The organism is Tepidiforma bonchosmolovskayae, from assembly GCF_008838325.1.
In the GTDB taxonomy this organism is placed as follows: domain Bacteria; phylum Chloroflexota; class Dehalococcoidia; order Tepidiformales; family Tepidiformaceae; genus Tepidiforma; species Tepidiforma bonchosmolovskayae.
Genome location: NZ_CP042829.1, coordinates 182,552 through 199,480, shown reverse-complemented (window position 1 = coordinate 199,480; position 16,929 = coordinate 182,552). Strand labels below are relative to the sequence as shown.

The following is a 16,929-nucleotide window of genomic DNA, read 5'->3' as shown; positions in this document are numbered from 1 at the left end:
CCTCCTGAATGTGTTTGGCCCTCCAGGGCGCGCTACACATTACGTACGGCTGCCGAAGCCGTGCAAGCCTGCGCGGCCGAACGGTTACACCAGCGGCCACGGGTAGTGCCGGGCCGGCCCCGGGAGCGGAAACACGCCGGCGCGGACCAGTTGCTCCGCCCGCCGGACGGTCTGCCCGAACTCCCGCGCGCTCAGCAGGTCCCGCAGTGCCTCCGCATCCGGGGAATCGCCCTGCAGCCGCGCCACCCCTGCCTCGAGCTCGGAAAGCAGCTCCCCCGGGATTGGCTCCCCGGCCCAGTCCCAGATGACCGACCGCAGCTTGTACTGTTCGTTGAAACAGAGGCCGTTGTCGATTGCCCACACGTGCCCGGACGCATCGAGCAGGCAGTGGCCGCCCTTCCGGTCGGCGTTGTTCGCAATCGCGTCGAACAGGCACAGCCGCTGCAGCTGCGGCCAGAGCGACGGGTCTTCCCGCTGCACAAAGAAGTGCTTCTCCGGGTCGTGCCGGATAAACAGCTGGACCGAGCCGATGCCCGAGGGCCCCTCCCGGATGACCGTCGGCGGCACCAGCGGCCATGCAAGGAGGCGTGCCAGCCGGTAGGCCGCCGCCTCGCGGCGGTACAGGGTCCCTTCCGGAAAGTCCCACAGCGGGGTCTCCCCGGAACGCGGCTTGTAGATCACGAGCAGGCTGGCATCGCCGCAGTCCAGCCGGCCAAGGTACACCGAGTTCGACGAGTACCAGACCGGCCGGCACTCGAGAAACCGGCCGCGGCTCAGCCGGGCTTCGACCGCATCCATCTCTGCCGGCTCCATCAATTCCGAGCCTAGCAGACGGCACCGCCGGCGCGGGCGAGGGCGGCTCACACCGTGATGGTCCCGCGGAGCACGGTTACCGCTGTCCCGGCGATGCGGATGCCGACCGGCTCCTCGCCATCGGCCTCAACCTCGACCTCCACCAGCCCCGGACGGCCCATGATGTGCCCCTGCTCGACGGTATACCGCCGTTCGCGCACCAGTCCGTACTTCCAGAGGTACGCGGCCATGGCGCCCGTTGCGCTCCCGGTCACCGGGCCTTCGGGAATCCCTGCGCTGGCCGCGAAGTGCCGCGCATGCGCCCGGTGGCCCGGCTCAAGGGTTTCGAGACAGAACACGTGCACGCTGAAGTAGTGCCCCACGGCCTCGAGGTCGCTCAGGTGCTGCATGTTCGGCCGCAGCGCCCGCAGCACCTCCAGCGACCGAACCGGCACCATCGCCTGCGGCGTACCCGTTGAAACCACCTGGACCGGCACGTCCGACAGGATGTCCGACGGCCGGATGCCCAGCGCGTCCGCGAAGACGTTCCGGTCGAGCCTCCGCCCGAACTCCGGGCGCGCCTGCGTCATCACGACGCGGACGTTCCGCTCGTCATCGAGCCCAATGTCCACCGGCAGCAGCCCGATGTTCAGCTCCTGCGTCACTCGGACCGGCCCGCCTGAGAGGTCGATGCGCCCCTCCTCGACCAGCGCGTGCATCGTCGCGATCGTCGGGTGGCCCGCCAGCGGGATCTCCCGGAGCGGCGTGAAGAACCGCACCCGGAACTTCGCCCGCTGGGAAGGGAAAACGAACGCGGTCTCGCTCGCGTTCAGCTCGCGGGCAATCGCCTGCATCTGGGCGTCGGTCAGCCCCTCCGCGCGTGTCACGACCCCGCAGGGGTTCCCCGTGTAGCGCAGCGTCGTGAAGGCATCGACAATCTTAACCTGGTACTCCGGCATGCCCGGAAGGATACAGGACGCCGCACCTGCGGCCGAAAGGAGCTTGTGTGCCCGGGTTTCCCCTCGAAGACGATGCGCTCGCGGCGGCCATCGGGGAGCTCCTGGTCGCCCGCGGCGAAAAGCTCGCCGTATCGGAGACGACGGCCGGCGGGCTGGTCAGCGCCCGCCTGCTCAGCGTCCCCGGCGCCTCGCGGTGGTACGACGGCGGCATCATCCCCTATGCCGGCGCCCACCGCTGGACCCAGCTCGGCCTCGACGTCCAAATCGCCCGGCAGCATGGCGCCGTCAGCGGTCCGTGGGTGGCAGCCACCGCCGAGGGGCTCCGGCGCGCGCTCGGCTGCGCGTGGGCGGTCGCCGAAAGCGGCATCGCAGGGCCCCAGGGCAGCCGCCGCTCGCCGAAGCCGGTGGGCACCGTGGTGATCGCCGTGGCCGGGCCCGCCGGGACCGCAGTGCGCGAGTACCTGTTCCCGGGCTCGCGGGTCGAGGTCATGATGCAGATCGCCGAGCAGGCCCTCCGCGACCTGCAGGCAGCGCTCCAGGCCGCGCCGGTTTCCTAGAACACGTCGAACAGATTGAAGCGCGGGCCGTCTTTGCAGCAGAGCCGGACGCCCCGCTTCGTGAAGATGGCGCAGCCGTAGCACATCCCCCAACCGCAGGGCATGTTCTCTTCCATCAGAATTTCCGGGGATTGCCGGCGGCCGTTGCCCCGCAGCACGTCCGCGAGCGCCTGGAACATCGGGTTCGGACCGCACGCGTAGATCCGGTTTGCCCACTCCTGGTACTTCCCCAGGTGCTCCGTCACATACCCCTTCGGCCCGGCCGAACCGTCCTCCGTTACCACGACGTACTCGACCTCGCGCGGCCATTCGGAGGCTGGCAGCAGATGCGCGGCCGAACGGGCGCCCATCATGGCCACCACATGGTGCCCTGCAGCCACAGCCCGGTAGGCGGTGTCCACCAGCGGGGCAATGCCGGCGCCCCCGCCGATTAGCAGCAGGTTCGAAGGTGCGTCGGGGAGCCGCAGGCCGTGCCCCAGCGGCCCGTACGCCCGCACAACGGTCCCCGGCGGACGTTCGCTCAGCCATCGAGTGCCCCGCCCGACCACCGCGTAGCAGAGCGCGAACCGGTCGCCCTCGACCCGGTAGTAGCTGAACGCCCGCGCGAACAGCGGGTCGGTCCGCTCAGCGCTGCAGTGCACCATGACGAACTGTCCGGGCTGGACGCTGCGCGCGAGCGCGGGCGAGTGAAACCAGGTGATCCACGCACCATCCCACGCCGGGCGTGTCTCGAGGATGACCGCGTCGTCAATTTCCACCGAGGTACTCCCGCACGGTCGCCACGCTGTACGCGGTCGGCCTGGCAAGCGCCTGGATGGCCGCCCGCGCGGTATCAATCGACGTAAAGCACGGGATCCGCCGCTCGGCCGCTGCCCTGCGGATATGGAACCCGTCCCTGAGCGACCCGGTCATCCGGCCTTCCGGCGTATTGATCACGCACTGGACCGTGCCGTCCATGATGACGTCCACCACGTTCGGGTGACCTCCGCTCAGCACCTTGGTCACGGTGGTCACCGGCAGGCCCAGCGCCTCGATCATCCGGCTCGTCCCCTCGGTCGCATACAGCCGGTAGCCGGCCTCCGCGAGCTGGTGGATAAGGGGGAGGGCATCGGCTTTCGTCCTGTCCGAAATGCTCAGCAGGATCGACGCCTGCTGCGGCAGAGCCAGGTCCGCCGCTATGAGCGCCTTCGCCAGTGCCGCCTCGAACGTCCGGTCGACTCCCATCACCTCGCCGGTGCTCTTCATCTCCGGTCCGAGGTAGGTATCCACCCCGGTGAGCTTCGACATGGAGAACACCGGCGCCTTGATCGCGTAGAGCTGGCGCTCCGGCCAGAGACCGTCGGGGTACCCCTGGTCGGCGAGCTTCCGTCCGAGCATCGCGCCCACCGCGAGCTGCACCATCGGCACGCCGGTCACCTTCGAGAGGAACGGCACCGTCCGGCTCGCCCGCGGGTTGACTTCGAGTACGAACACCCGCGGCGGCTCGCCCCTCCGCCGGGGGAGCACCACGTACTGGATGTTTGTCAGTCCGATCGCCCCAAGCCCGAGCACGATCCGGCGCGTGTAGTCAACGATGACCGCCTTCTCCTCCTCATCGAGGTGCACGGGCGGGTACACGGCCATCGAATCGCCCGAGTGGACGCCCGCGCGCTCGATGTGCTCCATGATGCCCGGCACCAGCACCCGCTCGCCGTCGCAGATGGCGTCGACCTCCACCTCTGCGCCCTCGAGAAACTTGTCAATGAGGATCGGCTTGCCCGCCGCGACTTCGGCCGCCGCGCCCACGAAGGTGACCAGCTCCGTCGCGTTCTGGACGATCTCCATCGCCCGGCCGCCCAGCACGTACGACGGCCGCACGAGCACCGGGTACCCGATCTGCTGGGCCGTCTTCATCGCCTCTTCGAGCGTCGTGATCGCTGCACCCGGCGGCTGGGGAATGCCGAGGTCCTGCAGGAACCGCTCGAACCGCCGCCGGTCCTCCGCGATATCGATCGCCTCTGCGTCCGAGCCGATAATCGGCAGCCCCGCCCGCCGCAGCGGACCGGCGATGTTGATCGCGGTCTGCCCGCCGAACTGCACGATGCTCGGCGGCGTCCCCGCCGGCCCGGAGCCCTCGTTCTCGATGATGTCGCGTATCGACTCCTCATCGAGCGGCTCAAAGTAGAGCCGGTCCGAGGTATCGAAGTCGGTCGAGACCGTCTCAGGGTTGGAATTGACCATGATCGCCCGCAGTCCGGCGCCCTGGAGCGCCCACGCCGCATGCACGCTGGCATAGTCGAACTCGATGCCCTGCCCGATACGGATGGGCCCGCTCCCAACCACCACCGCCCCGTTCCCCGCTTCGGGGGTTGCTTCGTTCTCTACCTCGTACGTGCTGTAGAAGTAGGGCGTCTCTGCGTCGAACTCGGCTGCGCAGGTGTCGACCATCTTGTACACGGGCCGGATGCCCCACTCGTGCCGCAGCGCCCGGATCTGCTCCGGGAGCCGGTCTGCCAGCTGGGCGACCATCTCGTCGCTGAAGCCCATCTGCTTCGCCTCGCGCAGCAGGTCCGGGTGGAGCGGCTCTTCGAGCAGCCTGCGCTCCATCCGCACGATGTTCTGCAGCCGGTCGAGGAACCACGGGTCCACCCCGCGTGACCGCCGCGCGAGCGAAAGCACGTCCTCGCCGCGCCGCAGCGCCGCCATCAGCGCCCAGAGCCGCTCATCCGTCGCGTGCACCGGGATTTCGTCCATCTCCCGCCACTCCGGCCGCTCCCAGAGCAGGCTCCGGCCGCCGACCTCGAGCGACCGAACCGCCTTGTTGAGCGCCGCCTCGAAGGTCCGGTCGATGGCCATCACCTCACCGGTCGCCTTCATCTGCGTCCCCAGCGTCCGGTCGCCCAGCGCAAACTTGTCGAACGGCCACCGCGGGATCTTCACCACCACGTAGTCGAGCGCCGGCTCGAACGCGGCAGTTGTCTTCTTTGTGACCGCGTTCGGAATCTCGTCGAGCGTCCGCCCGCACGCGATCTTCGCGGCCACGCGGGCGATCGGATAGCCCGTCGCCTTCGAAGCCAGCGCCGAAGAGCGGCTCACCCGCGGGTTGACCTCGATCACGTAGTAGGGGAGCGGTTCGTCGGGGTCGCCCCGCCAGTCGCACACGTCTTTGCGCGGCGCCAGCGAGAACTGCACATTGCACCCGCCCTCGATGCCCAGCTCGGAGATGATCCGCAGCGCGGCCGAGCGAAGCATCTGGTAGTCCTTATCGCTCAGCGTCTGCGAAGGGGCGACCACGATGGAGTCGCCTGTGTGGACGCCCATCGGGTCCATGTTCTCCATGTTGCAGATGGTGATGCAGTTGCCTGCGCTGTCCCGCATCACCTCGTACTCGATTTCCTTCCAGCCGAGCAGGTTCTTTTCGACGAGCACCTGCGTGATCGGACTTGCCGCAAGCCCCGACGCGGCTACTGCCCGCAGCTGGTCCATCGTGAAGGCCATGCCGCCGCCGGTCCCGCCCAGTGTGTACGCCGGCCGCACCACGACCGGCAGCCCAATCTTCTCCGCTGCTGCGACGCACTCCTCAACCGTGTGGCAGATTTCGCTCTCCAGTACCGGCTCGCCCAGCTTGGCCAGCATCTCGCGGAAGAGTTCCCGGTCCTCTGCCCGGCGGATGGCATCCAGCGGCGTCCCGAGCAGGCGGACGTTGTACTTCTCGAGAATGCCGGCCTTCGAGAGTTCGACCGCCAGGTTCAGGCCGGTCTGGCCGCCGAGGGTGGGCAGGAGTCCTTGCGGCCGTTCGCGGGCGATGATCCGTTCGAGCACCGGGACCGTGAGCGGCTCGATGTACACGGCGTCGGCGATGTCCAGGTCGGTCATGATGGTGGCCGGGTTCGAATTCACGAGGATGCTGCGCACGCCTTCCTCGCGCATCGCCTTGCACGCCTGCGTCCCGGCGTAGTCAAACTCCGCGGCCTGCCCGATGACGATCGGGCCGGAGCCGATGATGAGCACGCTCGAAGGTTTCAACGGTTCCCTCCCTCGGGAAGTTGCAGCGGCCGCATGCGGCCATCGAGAACCCGTGCCGCTGCGCGGGCATGCAGTGCAGGCCCTGTCATCGTCATCGCCCCCGCCGGCCGAAGAGGATGCCCCGGACCTGGGGCGGGACGAAGAGCAGCAGCGCAAGCGGCAGCGGCAGCAGTTCGGGCGCCGCCCGAAGCAGGACCAACGCCTCCAGCACCCCGATGGCCCCGCCGATAACCACCGGGGCCAGCACATGGTCCCGTGCGTCCGGCGCGCCCGAGACAAGCAGCGTTCCGATGAGCATCGCGCAGACGGCGGCAATCGCGAGCGATGCGGCGAAGAACCGCGCGAGGTCTGCGCCCGCGTCGCCCCCTGCGAAGCCCGGGCCGGTGAAGCTCGCCACCGCGAAGATGCCGGCGATGACCAGCGTTGCGCTCGCGAAGGCGAACGCAAAGTCCGCGGCAGCCGGCGCCCCCCTTCGGGGCCGGATCGGCGCGTTGTTCCGCCGGCGGATGGTCATCGCGCTGCTCCCTGCCATCGGCTGCCCCCCTAGAGTGGCAGCTCGAAGCGCATGTTCGGATTCCGGAGCGGCACCATGGCGCCGATGCTCGAGAGGAAGCTCAGGGCAGGCTCGTTGCCTTCCGGCAGCCGCCCGCGGATTCGCCGGTACCCGTGCTGCCGGGCGAACTCGAGAATCGCCTCCGCAAGGTCGGTCGCGATCCCGCGTCGCCGGTGGTCCGGCAGCACCCAGACGCCCAGCAGCCCTGTCTCCGGGTCGGCCGTATCAAAGTCGAGCGCCCCGAATGCGACGGGAATACTCCCGTCATAGGCCACGAACAGCGCCCCGTCGTCGCCGAGGCGGCGCAGCCAGGCCTCCACACGTGCCGCATCGAACGGCCCCTCCAGCCCGACGTTCTCAGAGCCCATACCGCGCAGGATGGCGGCGATTCCTTCCGCATCGGCGAGCGTCGCCCGCCGGATCTCCGTGGCCCGGGTCATCGTACCCCTCCTTTGGCGGTGGCCATCAGTTCGACAAATCGGTCGAAGATGTAGTCGTTGTCGAGCGGGCCCGGGCAGGCCTCGCTGTGGTACTGGATGGTCATCAGCGGGTCCTTCTTCGAAGCGATGCCCTCGACCGTCCCGTCGTTCAGGTTGATGTGGCTGACGAACGCGCTCGAATCCAGCCCGTCCGGGTCCACCGCGTACCCGTGGTTCTGCGCCGTGATGGTCACCCGCCCGGAAACGAGGTCCTTCACCGGGTGATTGCCGCCGCGATGCCCGAACGGCAGCTTAAACGTCCCCGCGCCGAGCGCCCGCGCGGCTACCTGGTGGCCCAGGCAGATGCCGAACACCGGCACCTGCCCGATGAGCCGCCCGACCTCGCGCACCATGCCGTCGAGCAGGCGCGGGTCACCCGGCCCGGGCGAAAGGCAGACCCCGTCCGGGTGGAGCGCAAGAATCTCGTCCGCCGGGGTGTCCGCAGGGAACACCCGGATCGAACATCCCCGCTTCTCGAGCATCCGCATGATGTTCCGCTTCACGCCGCCGTCGAGCAGCGCCACCCGGTACTTCCCTTCGCCGAGCGGGATGGACCAGTCGTAAACCCGCTGTGTCGTGACGGAAGCGACCCAGTTGATGTCGTCGTATCCGGGCAGGTCGCGGACCCGGGCGAGCGCCTGCTCAGGCGTCTCATGGGTCGTGATCGTGCCGAGCATCACACCGTGCCGGCGGATCCGCCGCGTCACCGCCCGGGTGTCCACGCCGTCGATGGCAACCACGCCGCGCGCCTCAAGGTACTCCCGCAGCGTGCGATGCGACCGCAGGTGGCTCGGCTGGCCGGTCGCTTGCCGGACAATGAGGCCCGCCGGCTGGATCCGTGCCGACTCTTCGACGCGCTCGTCGATGCCGTAGTTCCCGATGAGCGGATAGGTCAGCACAAGGAGCTGCCCTGCGTACGACGGGTCCGTCAGCATCTCCTGGTACCCGGTCATCGAGGTGTTGAACACGACCTCGCCGTCGGCGTGCCCTTCGATGCCGGCGGCCCGGCCCGGGTAGGCCGTCCCGTCTGCGAGCACGAGCCACGCGTTAGACACTGGCACCCTCCCGCTCCCACCTGAGCGTTCCATCGATGATGACCGCCCGGACCGCACCGGTAAGCCGGCGCCCGCCGAGCGGCGTATTCTTCCCCTTCGAAACCCAGCCGGCCGGGTCGACTACCCACTCCGCCGCCGGGTCGATCACCACCACGTCCCGCGAGACGCCCGGCTCGAGCCGGCCGACGCCCGGCGCGCGCTCGGCCAGCCCGAAGCACGCCGCCGGCCCGCTCGTCAGCGCCGCAATGGCGCGTTCGATGCGCAGCTCCCCGCGGGCCGCCAGTGTGAACACCGTCCCGGCCGCCGATTCGAAGCAGCTTATGCCGAACGCCGCGTCCTCGAATTCGACGAGCTTGTCCTCCACCGCGTGCGGGGCGTGGTCGGTTGCGATGGCGTCAATCACCCCGGCCTCGAGCCCGCGCAGCAGCGCCCGCCGGTCCGCCTCGGTCCGCAGCGGCGGGTTGATCTTGGCGTTCGTGTCGTAGGCCGGCTCCGGCCCGTCACCGGCGACCGCTGCCTCGGTAAGGAACAGGTGGCTCGGCGTCACCTCGCAGGTGACCGGGAGCCCCCGCGCCTTCGCCTCGGCAACCAGCTCGACCGCCCGAGCGGTCGTGACGTGGGCGATATGGAGCCGCGCACCCGTCGCCGCGGCGAGTTCGATGTTCCGCGCGACTGCCGTCGCCTCTGCTGCAGCCGGTTGGCCCGAGAGCCCCAGCCGTTCGCTGACCGCGCCTTCGTTCATCGCGCCACTGGTGTGCATCTCCGGCGTGTCGCAGTGCTCCGAAAGCGGCAGGCCGAGAGCTTCGGCCAGCGCCAGCGCGTTCCGCATCAGCCGCGGGTCGGCTACCGGGCTCCCGTCGTCGCTGAACGCAACGACTCCCCCGGCCGCCAGTTCCGCGAGTTCCGCCAGCTCCTTGCCGGCACGCTCCCGCGTGACGCAGCCGATGGGGAAGACGCGCACGCGTGCATGGCGGCGCACCAGGTCGACAATGCTCTCCAGCACCGGCCCGCAATCGGGGGCAGGGCGTGTGTTCGGCATCGCACACACCGTGGTGAACCCCCCGCGCAGCGCCGCCTCAGTCTCCGTCGCGATGGTGCCCTTCTGCTCAAAGCCGGGCTCACGCAGGTGCGCGTGCAGGTCAACGAAGCCCGGCGCAACGATGCAGCCGCCGGCATCCAGCACTCGCGCCCCGGCCGCTTCGAGCCCCGGCCCAATCGCCGCAACAACGCCATTCGCCACGAGCACGTCGAGAACGGCGTCCAGCCCCGCAGCCGGGTCGAGCACGCGTCCGCCGCGGACCAGCAGGATGTCGTTCATGCGCGGCTCCTCGCGGCGATCAGGTAGAGCAGCGCCATGCGTACGGCGACCCCGTTGGCGACCTGCTCTTCGATGCGGGATTGGGCGCCGTGGGCCACATCCGGCGAAAGCTCGACCCCCTCGTTCATCGGTCCCGGGTGCATCAGCAGCGCGCCCGGCGCGGCGCGCCCCAGCCGTTGGGCGTTCACCTGGTACCCCGCGATGTACTCCCGGAGGGAGGGGATGAGTCCGCGCTGCTGCCGCTCCTTCTGCATCCGCAGCGCCATCACCACGTCGGCGCCTTCGATCGCCCGGTCGAAGTCGGTCGTGACGGTGCACCTCCCGCCGCCGGGGACCTCCGGCACGAACCACCGCGGGAGCAGCGTGGCCGGACCGCAGAGCGTCACCTCCGCCCCGAGGCGAAGCAGCGTCCACGCATTCGACCGCGCGACGCGCGAGTGCAGGATATCTCCGACGATGACGACCCGGCGGCCTTCCACCGAGCCGAGGTGGTTCACCATCGTGAACAGGTCGAGCAGCGCCTGCGTCGGATGGGCGTGCGTCCCGTCGCCGCCGTTAATGATGCTGGCGCCGGTGTGCCGGGCTGCGAGGTAGGGCGCCCCCGACCGGAAATGGCGCATCACGATGACGTCCGTGCCGATCGCCTCGAGCGTCCGTACGGTGTCGATGAGCGACTCGCCCTTCTCCACCGATGACCCTGACGCCGTGAGGTTGACCACGTCCGCGCCGAGCGACTTCGCCGCGACCTCGAAGCTCGCCCGTGTCCGTGTGCTCTGCTCGTAGAACAGCGTCGCGACGGTCACGCCCCGCAGCGTCGGCACTTTTGCGACCGGCCGGGAGCGCACCTCCTTCATGCTCCGCGCAGTTTCGAGCACCAGCTCGATCTCCTCGCGCGAGAGCGAATCCGTATCCAGCAGGTCCTTCCGAGTCCAGGCGGCTCCGCCGGCGGTCCCGGCGAGCCGTGCGGGAGCATCAAGCATCGCCGTCCTCCCCGCCGTACACGTAAACCGCATCCTCACCGTCTGTCTCGCTCAGCCGCACCCGAACCCGCTGCACCAGCGCGGTCGGGATATTCTTGCCCACGAAGTCGGGCCGGATCGGCAGCTCCCGGTGGCCCCGGTCGACCAGCACACACAGGCGAACCCGCGCCGGCCGGCCGAAATCCAGCAGCGCGTCCAGCGCCGCCCGCGCAGAGCGCCCGGTAAACAGCACATCGTCGACCAGCACGACGGTCTTGCCGTCGATGGAAACCGGGATATCCGATGGCCGCACCGGCGGTGGAGTCCCGCGCTGCGCAACATCGTCCCGGTACAGCCCGATGTCGAGGGCGCCTACCGGTACTTCCACGCCCTCGAATTCGCGGATCGCGGCTGCAAGCCGCCGCGCCAGCGGGTACCCCCGCGAGAGCAGCCCAACCAGCACGAGCCCATCCGTGCCGCGGTTGCTCTCGATGATCTCGTGGCCCAGCCGCCGGATGGTGCGGGCGATTTCTTCTGGCCCCAGATACCGTACGCCGCTCACGAAAAACGCCTCCCCCGGGAATCGGAGCAGGCGCAGGTCACAGCAAACACCCCGCCGGCCATGCCGGCACCTCCTCCCTTGGCGGCCTCACGGGACCACCTTAAAGGGTTTCGCTGAGGATACACCGTCTGAACGGCCGGCGCCAGCCGCCGGACATGACCCATCCAGCTCCCCGGGCGTATACTCGGGCTGCCTGCTCGTCCCCGCACATCACGCCCGGAGCCTGTACGTGTCGTCGCATCCTGGCCAGGACCAGGCGAGAGAACCCGACGTTCGCGACCGCATCTTCGCGAGCGCCCTGCGGCTCTTTTCGCAAAAGGGCTTCGCCGCCACCTCACTCCGCGAAGTTTCGGAAGACGCCGGCACGACGAAGCCGATGATCTACTACTACTTCGGCTCAAAAGAGGGGCTCTACGCCGGCATCGTCCGCCAGATTCTCGAAGAGCTGGCTGAGACCATCCGCAGCCAGCTCCCGGCCGAAGCGCCTGTTGCCGAACAGGTGCTCGCCTACTGCGAGCGGTACCTCGACTGCTTCCTTCAGCAGGAGGAGATCATCGCGCTGGTGCTGCGCGAAGTATTCGGCCTTGGCGGCGTGCCCATGGCCGAATTCTCTCAGGCACTCGGGGAGCGCGTGCGTCTGCCGCTCGACGAAATCCTCGCGCGGGGCATGGCGGCCGGCGAACTGCGCACCGATGACGTCCCCGTCTGCGCCACCGCAATCACCGGCATCCTCAACATGTTCATCCTCGCGCACGTCTTCGGGGGCGCGCCCATCGACCGGGAGACGCCGCTCCGCCAGGTGCGCTACTACATCGCCGGGCTCGCCTGCACCCCCTGAATTCTTCGCCGCCGGCCGCTCGAGGGCTTCATCTTTGCCTGCGCCCTGCCGTCTTATTCCCGTAGGGAGGGCACGCAATGGCCGAGCCCCGGCTGGTCGATTACTACTCCATCCTCAACCTGCCCCCAAAGGCTGACCTTGCGGGCATCGAGGCCGCCTATGCGCGCCTCTCGGACGACCTGATGCGCCAGGCCCAGTATGACGACTCCGCCCGGGAGGCGATGCAGCGCCTCAACGAGGCCTACGCGGTGCTTTCGAAGCCTGAACTCCGCCGCGAGTACGACCGCGCGTTCTTCCGCGCAGAACTCGAGCGGCTCGAGCGGGAGGCCCGGGCCGCTCAGCGGCGCCGCAACCTGGCCGGCAACATCCTCGTCGCGGCGCTCGGGCTCGTGGTGGCCGTCCAGGCCGCCGCGCTGCTCTACCTCGGCTGGGATAGCGCGACCGCGCTCTTCCGGGCCATCGCAGACTGGCTCATCTGACCGGTCAGCCTGCCGCTTCTCCCGCCCCGCGCATTTCGAGCAGCTTCGCCTGCTCCTCGGCGTAGGGGGTAATCGTCTCGAACATATTCACCCGGCTGTCCAGCCGCTTCTGCAGGCCGCTCATCAGCCCGAGCACCCGGAAGATGAGCAGAATCTCCCCCGGGATCTCTGTGACCGGGTTAGCGTTCAGGATGCGCGCCAGCCGCTCGTTGACCTCGGGCATCACATCCGCGTCGATGTAGGGCTTCTGCTCAGGCCCCGCTGCCTCAAAGAACGACCGCCCAAGGGCGATGAGCGTCTCCGGGTCGTCCGATTTCGTTCGGAAGCCAATCGCCCGGAAGGCCTCCACCATCTCCTTTTCGTCCTGCCGCATCATCGCCACGACCAGCCGCGCATAGTTCAGGCGGAAGTCCTCCGGGAGCTCCTTCGAGAGCCCGAAGTCGATGAACACGACCACTGGCCCCGGAAGCACCAGCAGATTGCCCGGGTGCGGGTCCGCGTGGAAGTAGCCGTGCACGAGAATCTGCTCGCAGTACGCCTCGGTCATGATAAGCGCCACATCATTCGGGTCGATGCCCTGCGCCAGCAGCGCCGGGATGTCCGAAATCTTGGTCGCCTCGATGAACTCGGTCGTCAGGACCCGCCGCGCGGTGTACTCCCAGTACACTTTCGGGATGCGGATGTCCCGCCGGTGCGAAAGGTCGCGCGCGACCCGCTCGGCGCTCTGCCCTTCGAGGATAAAGTCGAGCTCCCGCGGCACCTGCCGGTTCAGCTCGTCCATGATGACCCGGAAATCGAAGTTCGGCTCGATCCGGGCCAGGATGCGAACCAGGATGGAGATGTTCCGGAGGTCGGTCTCCAGCACGCGGTCGATGCCCGGGTACTGGACCTTGATGGCGACGTCGTGGCCGTCCTTCGTCCGCGCGCGGTGCACCTGGGCCAGCGACGCCGACGCGATTGGCGTCCGCGAAAACTCCGCGAAGATGGCGTCAGGATGGGCGCCAAGCTCGCGCCGCACCTGCTCAGCCACCTCCCGGAACGGGCGCGCCGGCACCCGGTCCTGGAGCCGGCTCAAGACGCTGATGTACTCCGGGGGCGCGACATCGGCCCGGCTCGAGATGAACTGGCACGTTTTGATGAGCAGCCCTTCCATCCGCGTTGCGAGCGCGTAAATTCGGCGGGCATTTGCCAGGTGTGCATTCGAAAGCCGCCAGGCGCGCTCCTCGGGGTCCCGGGCCGGGAATTTCTGCAGCCGCTTGTAGGTGAGGTAGATAACGACGAAGGTCCACCCGACGTCGATGAACCTCCGAATCCGCTGCGGCCAGGGGAGCGGCCGCGCTCCAGTCAGTGTCTCCGCCATGCCATTCAGCGTAGCAGGCTCGGCCCGCCGAAAAGCGAAAGGCCGCCCACGTGGGCGGCCTCGGTTCTGCGGTCGCAGCGGGCCGGTCAGGCCTTCAGCGCGATGCCGTCAACCTTCCACGCACCTGCCACATCCTTCCAGCGGGTCGCGATGGTGCGGGTGCCGGCATCCGACGACATCACGATGTCGACCAGGTGGTCGTCGCCCTCCTGCCCCTGCAGCTCCACGGTCACGGTCGGGGTGCCGGTGGGCTGGGGGCCGCCCGCAGCCTGCATCTGCGCCTGCAGGGCCATCGCCTGCCCCATACCGTTCGGGGTGAAGGCCATCATGAGGCCCGCGATGTTCTGGTTCACGAGGTCCTTCGCAAACTGCTCTGCCGCTTCTTTGAGATCCGCCATTCCTGTGCACTCCTTGTTTCCCGGCCGGTAAGTGTGGGGGCTGCCGGGCAGGCTTAGCGTAGGGCCGGTTGCGGGGGTGTCAAGCCCGGCTCGGAGCCGGGCTGCCGGCCGCGCCCCCGAACATGGGGCGGAACTGGTGCAGCAGGTCGGGCCCCTGCCGAAGATGGTGGCCCCCGTCGGCCGCCACGACCATCCCCGTAATCCAGCTCGCTTCGTCGCTCAGCAGGAAGGCCACGGCATGCGCAATGTCTTCCGTCGTGCCAAGCCGCGCCAGCGGCATGCACCGCAGGTACTCGGCGACCGTCTCCTCGTTCGCGACGAGCCCCGCCGCGAGGTCGGTGGGCACCAGCCCGGGCGCCACCGCATTGACCCGGATGCCCAGCTCACCGAGGTCGTCCGCCGCGCAGCGCGTCAGCATGTTCAGCCCCGCCTTGGCCACGCAGTACGCTGTCATCCACCGGTGCGTATGCGTCCCGGCAATGGAGCTGATGTTGACGATGCTCCCCCCGCCGGACCGCGCCATGAGGCGCGCCTCGTGCTGCATCGCCCGGTACGCGCCCGTCAGGTTCGTCTCCAGCACGCGCGTGAACTCGCTGACCGGCCCGTTGAGGACGCTCCCGACGGTCCCCGTGCCTGCGGCGTTGACGGCCAGGTGCAGCGCCCCGGCGGTCTTCTCCACGTTTGCGAAGGCCGAGGCGACCGAGGCGTCGTCGGCCACGTCGCACACGACGTAGTCGGCAGCCGGGCCGAGCTGCTCGGCCGCCGCCCGGAGGACCGCCTCGCGCCGGCCCGCAAGGAACACCCTCCCGCCGCCTTCGACGATCGCCCGCGCGCATGCCAGGCCGATGCCGGTGCCGCCCCCGGTCACAACGCCGACTTTTCCCTCGAAACGCCCCATCACTGCCGCCTCCTCAGTACTTCCGGCTGTCCCAGAGGATGTCGCCCACGCCGGCCAGCTTTGCCTGGTACCTGGCAGCCACGAACAGGAAGTCCGAGAGCCGGTTGAGGTACGGGACCACCTCCGCGCCGATCGGCTCCTCCCGAGAGAGCGCCACCACCGCCCGTTCGGCCCGGCGGCAGACCGTCCGCGCGACGTGGAGCTGGGCCGCAGCCAGGTCGCCCCCTGGCAGGATGAAACTCGTGAGCGGCTCGAGCGCCTCGTTCCACTCGTCGATCCACTGCTCGAGCTGCTCGACGTGGCGGGGCTCGACCCGCGGCACCGGCAGCCGTTCCTTGTCCTCCTCGAGGATGCACAGGTCCGAGCCGAGGTTGAACAGCACCTGCTGGATGATGTGGAACCGCTCCCGCATCGATGGGTCGAGGCCGGCGGCGATCGCCACGCCGAGGACGCTGTTCAGCTCGTCCACCGTCCCGTACGCCTCGATACGGAGGCTCTCCTTGGGAACGCGCTGGCCGCCTCCGAGGGCGGTGGTGCCGGTATCCCCGGCGCGGGTGTAGACGCGATTGATGCGAACCATGGCTACCTGCGCAATCGTTCAGCTTTCGCGGAGCGGCGCGCCTGCGCAGAATGTGAGCGAATCGACATCCCGGGGAGCCCGATGACGAACGCCGAGCCTCAGCGCTGCATCCGCTGCCATGCAGTCTACACGTCGCCGCCGCACATCATGGCCGGTCGGAAGTACTGCTGCGCCAGCTGCTCGGTCGGCTCAGCCTGCGAACACCAGGGCATTCGCCGCCCCGTCGAAGTGCGCCGCTTCGACACGATGTTTGAGCCGTTCCGCCAGGTCGCGCACTCGGCAACGCCCTACGAAAGCGACGTCGCTCCGCATGCCGGCGCCGGCTGACGGCCCCTGCATGCCATAAATCGAACCCGTTCAATAATTTCGCTCGCCAAAACGTCATAAGTACCGCGCAGGCCCGCCGGCCGGCGTAACGTCTGCGCCCGAAGGGCCGGCGCCGGGCCCGGACCGGTGCTCGACCCGCCAGCCCGCTGGTTCCGCCGTGCAGCGCGCGCCCGCCCGTGCCTGCCCTGCGGCCGGTGCCGGCCCTCACCATTCAGGTTTCGCATCAATCCGGGGAGGGGTTCTGCCGGGGGAGGGATTCGAACCCACATGCCTCGCGGCCGCCGGGTTTAAGCCGGCTGCGTCTGCCATTCCGCCACCCCGGCCTATGCGCCCTGCCCGCGGCACTCGCGGCACAGGCCGTACAGCTCGACGGCGTGCCCTTCGAGGGTAAAGTCATGCGCCCGCGCCTGTTCCTGGATCCGGGCGTCCAGCTCAAGGTCCGTGAATTCGGTGAACCGCCCGCAGCCGCGGCAGACGAGGTGGTGGTGGTGTTCCCCCTGGCTGAGCTGGTACCGGACGCTCCCGTCTTCGAGCGGCACGCGGCAGAGGAGCTCCAGCTCGTGCAGGAGTTTGATCGTGCGGAACACCGTCGCCCGCCCGACGTCCGGGAGGCTGGCCAGCAGGTCCTCGACGGTAAACGGGGCGCCCGCCGCTTCGATCGCCCGCAGCACGGCCCTCCTCGGGGCCGTCGACCGGAAGCCAATCGTCTCAAGCCGCGCGTTCGCGAGTTCGGTAAACCCCACGTGACAATCCTAACAAACGGCCATCCGGTGCCTCCATCCGCGCCTGTAGCCTTCCGATAACCGCAGC

19 protein-coding genes and 1 tRNA gene are annotated in these 16,929 nt (G+C 68.9%); 4 read left to right on the top strand and 16 right to left on the bottom strand.

The window, feature by feature from the left end; translation table 11 throughout:
• Nucleotides 1-84: 84 nt before the first annotated feature.
• Together Tbon_RS01025 and Tbon_RS01020 are read right to left on the bottom strand one after the other, a co-directional pair.
• Complete coding sequence (locus Tbon_RS01025; protein WP_158065888.1) at nucleotides 85-813, bottom strand: SCO1664 family protein; 729 nt, start codon at nucleotides 811-813, stop codon at nucleotides 85-87.
• A gap of 47 nt (nucleotides 814-860) precedes the next feature.
• Nucleotides 861-1,751, bottom strand: coding sequence for a PhzF family phenazine biosynthesis protein (locus Tbon_RS01020; RefSeq protein WP_158065887.1), 891 nt, complete (start codon nucleotides 1,749-1,751; stop codon nucleotides 861-863).
• Nucleotides 1,752-1,798: 47 nt separating this feature from the next.
• Between Tbon_RS01020 and Tbon_RS01015 the strand changes: the two genes are divergently transcribed.
• A complete protein-coding gene (locus Tbon_RS01015) occupies nucleotides 1,799-2,308 on the top strand; it encodes a CinA family protein (protein WP_192498035.1) in 510 nt (169 codons plus the stop codon).
• On the opposite strand, the gene Tbon_RS01010 is transcribed toward Tbon_RS01015, so the two are convergent.
• The 8 genes from Tbon_RS01010 to pyrR form a co-directional block, all read right to left on the bottom strand.
• On the bottom strand, nucleotides 2,305-3,066 hold the full coding sequence (locus Tbon_RS01010) for an iron-sulfur cluster-binding protein (protein ID WP_158065885.1): 762 nt from the start codon (nucleotides 3,064-3,066) through the stop codon (nucleotides 2,305-2,307). The two genes, Tbon_RS01015 and Tbon_RS01010, sit on opposite strands and share 4 nt — an antisense overlap.
• On the bottom strand, nucleotides 3,056-6,313 hold the full coding sequence (carB, locus tag Tbon_RS01005) for a carbamoyl-phosphate synthase large subunit (RefSeq protein ID WP_225734660.1): 3,258 nt from the start codon (nucleotides 6,311-6,313) through the stop codon (nucleotides 3,056-3,058). Before carB ends, Tbon_RS01010 begins: the two co-directional genes overlap by 11 nt.
• A gap of 91 nt (nucleotides 6,314-6,404) precedes the next feature.
• Nucleotides 6,405-6,827, bottom strand: coding sequence for a hypothetical protein (locus Tbon_RS14040; protein WP_225734659.1), 423 nt, complete (start codon nucleotides 6,825-6,827; stop codon nucleotides 6,405-6,407).
• A 29-nt stretch (nucleotides 6,828-6,856) separates the two neighbouring features.
• The gene (locus Tbon_RS01000; protein WP_158065883.1) at nucleotides 6,857-7,306 is read right to left on the bottom strand and encodes a GNAT family N-acetyltransferase; all 450 of its coding nucleotides are present in this window, start codon (nucleotides 7,304-7,306) and stop codon (nucleotides 6,857-6,859) included.
• Entirely contained in the window at nucleotides 7,303-8,433 is a 1,131-nt protein-coding gene (carA, locus tag Tbon_RS00995) for a glutamine-hydrolyzing carbamoyl-phosphate synthase small subunit (RefSeq protein ID WP_158065882.1), read from the bottom strand. The genes Tbon_RS01000 and carA overlap by 4 nt, the downstream gene beginning before the upstream one ends.
• Nucleotides 8,393-9,718: a dihydroorotase gene (locus tag Tbon_RS00990; RefSeq protein ID WP_158065881.1), complete on the bottom strand. Its 1,326-nt coding sequence runs from the start codon at nucleotides 9,716-9,718 to the stop codon at nucleotides 8,393-8,395. Before Tbon_RS00990 ends, carA begins: the two co-directional genes overlap by 41 nt.
• Nucleotides 9,715-10,698 (bottom strand): aspartate carbamoyltransferase catalytic subunit, encoded by a 984-nt coding sequence (locus Tbon_RS00985; protein WP_158065880.1) that lies wholly within the window; start codon nucleotides 10,696-10,698, stop codon nucleotides 9,715-9,717. Before Tbon_RS00985 ends, Tbon_RS00990 begins: the two co-directional genes overlap by 4 nt.
• Nucleotides 10,691-11,239: a bifunctional pyr operon transcriptional regulator/uracil phosphoribosyltransferase PyrR gene (gene pyrR, locus Tbon_RS00980; protein ID WP_158065879.1), complete on the bottom strand. Its 549-nt coding sequence runs from the start codon at nucleotides 11,237-11,239 to the stop codon at nucleotides 10,691-10,693. The genes Tbon_RS00985 and pyrR overlap by 8 nt, the downstream gene beginning before the upstream one ends.
• Before the next feature lie 229 nt (nucleotides 11,240-11,468).
• Here pyrR and Tbon_RS00975 point away from each other — a divergent pair, with 229 nt between their 5' ends.
• Both Tbon_RS00975 and Tbon_RS00970 read left to right on the top strand, forming a co-directional pair.
• Nucleotides 11,469-12,077: a TetR/AcrR family transcriptional regulator gene (locus Tbon_RS00975; RefSeq protein WP_192498034.1), complete on the top strand. Its 609-nt coding sequence runs from the start codon at nucleotides 11,469-11,471 to the stop codon at nucleotides 12,075-12,077.
• Between the two features lie 77 nt (nucleotides 12,078-12,154).
• Complete coding sequence (locus Tbon_RS00970) at nucleotides 12,155-12,556, top strand: J domain-containing protein (protein ID WP_158065877.1); 402 nt, start codon at nucleotides 12,155-12,157, stop codon at nucleotides 12,554-12,556.
• A gap of 4 nt (nucleotides 12,557-12,560) precedes the next feature.
• On the opposite strand, the gene Tbon_RS00965 is transcribed toward Tbon_RS00970, so the two are convergent.
• The 4 genes from Tbon_RS00965 to Tbon_RS00950 form a co-directional block, all read right to left on the bottom strand.
• The gene (locus Tbon_RS00965) at nucleotides 12,561-13,916 is read right to left on the bottom strand and encodes an ABC1 kinase family protein (RefSeq protein ID WP_158065876.1); all 1,356 of its coding nucleotides are present in this window, start codon (nucleotides 13,914-13,916) and stop codon (nucleotides 12,561-12,563) included.
• Between the two features lie 86 nt (nucleotides 13,917-14,002).
• On the bottom strand, nucleotides 14,003-14,314 hold the full coding sequence (locus Tbon_RS00960) for a hypothetical protein (protein ID WP_158065875.1): 312 nt from the start codon (nucleotides 14,312-14,314) through the stop codon (nucleotides 14,003-14,005).
• A 79-nt stretch (nucleotides 14,315-14,393) separates the two neighbouring features.
• Nucleotides 14,394-15,212 carry an SDR family NAD(P)-dependent oxidoreductase gene (locus Tbon_RS00955; RefSeq protein ID WP_158065874.1) on the bottom strand — a complete coding sequence of 273 codons (819 nt, stop codon included), beginning with the start codon at nucleotides 15,210-15,212 and terminating at the stop codon, nucleotides 14,394-14,396.
• 13 nt (nucleotides 15,213-15,225) lie between these two features.
• Entirely contained in the window at nucleotides 15,226-15,792 is a 567-nt protein-coding gene (locus Tbon_RS00950; protein ID WP_158065873.1) for a cob(I)yrinic acid a,c-diamide adenosyltransferase, read from the bottom strand.
• An 81-nt stretch (nucleotides 15,793-15,873) separates the two neighbouring features.
• On the opposite strand from Tbon_RS00950, the gene Tbon_RS00945 reads away from it, so the two are divergent.
• The gene (locus tag Tbon_RS00945) at nucleotides 15,874-16,119 is read left to right on the top strand and encodes a hypothetical protein (RefSeq protein ID WP_158065872.1); all 246 of its coding nucleotides are present in this window, start codon (nucleotides 15,874-15,876) and stop codon (nucleotides 16,117-16,119) included.
• Between the two features lie 242 nt (nucleotides 16,120-16,361).
• On the opposite strand, the gene Tbon_RS00940 is transcribed toward Tbon_RS00945, so the two are convergent.
• Together Tbon_RS00940 and Tbon_RS00935 are read right to left on the bottom strand one after the other, a co-directional pair.
• Nucleotides 16,362-16,442, bottom strand: a tRNA-Leu gene (locus Tbon_RS00940).
• On the bottom strand, nucleotides 16,443-16,862 hold the full coding sequence (locus Tbon_RS00935; RefSeq protein WP_158065871.1) for a Fur family transcriptional regulator: 420 nt from the start codon (nucleotides 16,860-16,862) through the stop codon (nucleotides 16,443-16,445).
• Nucleotides 16,863-16,929 lie beyond the last annotated feature (67 nt).

Excerpts from the sequence above, each read along its gene's own strand:
- Tbon_RS01025 (WP_158065888.1), bottom strand. The coding sequence starts at position 813 with ATGGAGCCGGCAGAGATGGATGCGGTCGAAGCCCGGCTGAGCCGCGGC.
- Tbon_RS01020 (WP_158065887.1), bottom strand. The coding sequence starts at position 1,751 with ATGCCGGAGTACCAGGTTAAGATTGTCGATGCCTTCACGACGCTGCGC.
- Tbon_RS14040 (WP_225734659.1), bottom strand. The coding sequence starts at position 6,827 with ATGACCATCCGCCGGCGGAACAACGCGCCGATCCGGCCCCGAAGGGGG.
- Tbon_RS01000 (WP_158065883.1), bottom strand. The coding sequence starts at position 7,306 with ATGACCCGGGCCACGGAGATCCGGCGGGCGACGCTCGCCGATGCGGAA.
- carA (WP_158065882.1), bottom strand. The coding sequence starts at position 8,433 with ATGGAACGCTCAGGTGGGAGCGGGAGGGTGCCAGTGTCTAACGCGTGG.
- Tbon_RS00990 (WP_158065881.1), bottom strand. The coding sequence starts at position 9,718 with ATGAACGACATCCTGCTGGTCCGCGGCGGACGCGTGCTCGACCCGGCT.
- Tbon_RS00985 (WP_158065880.1), bottom strand. The coding sequence starts at position 10,698 with ATGCTTGATGCTCCCGCACGGCTCGCCGGGACCGCCGGCGGAGCCGCC.
- Tbon_RS00970 (WP_158065877.1), top strand. The coding sequence starts at position 12,155 with ATGGCCGAGCCCCGGCTGGTCGATTACTACTCCATCCTCAACCTGCCC.
- Tbon_RS00965 (WP_158065876.1), bottom strand. The coding sequence starts at position 13,916 with ATGGCGGAGACACTGACTGGAGCGCGGCCGCTCCCCTGGCCGCAGCGG.
- Tbon_RS00960 (WP_158065875.1), bottom strand. The coding sequence starts at position 14,314 with ATGGCGGATCTCAAAGAAGCGGCAGAGCAGTTTGCGAAGGACCTCGTG.
- Tbon_RS00955 (WP_158065874.1), bottom strand. The coding sequence starts at position 15,212 with ATGGGGCGTTTCGAGGGAAAAGTCGGCGTTGTGACCGGGGGCGGCACC.
- Tbon_RS00950 (WP_158065873.1), bottom strand. The coding sequence starts at position 15,792 with ATGGTTCGCATCAATCGCGTCTACACCCGCGCCGGGGATACCGGCACC.
- Tbon_RS00945 (WP_158065872.1), top strand. The coding sequence starts at position 15,874 with ATGACGAACGCCGAGCCTCAGCGCTGCATCCGCTGCCATGCAGTCTAC.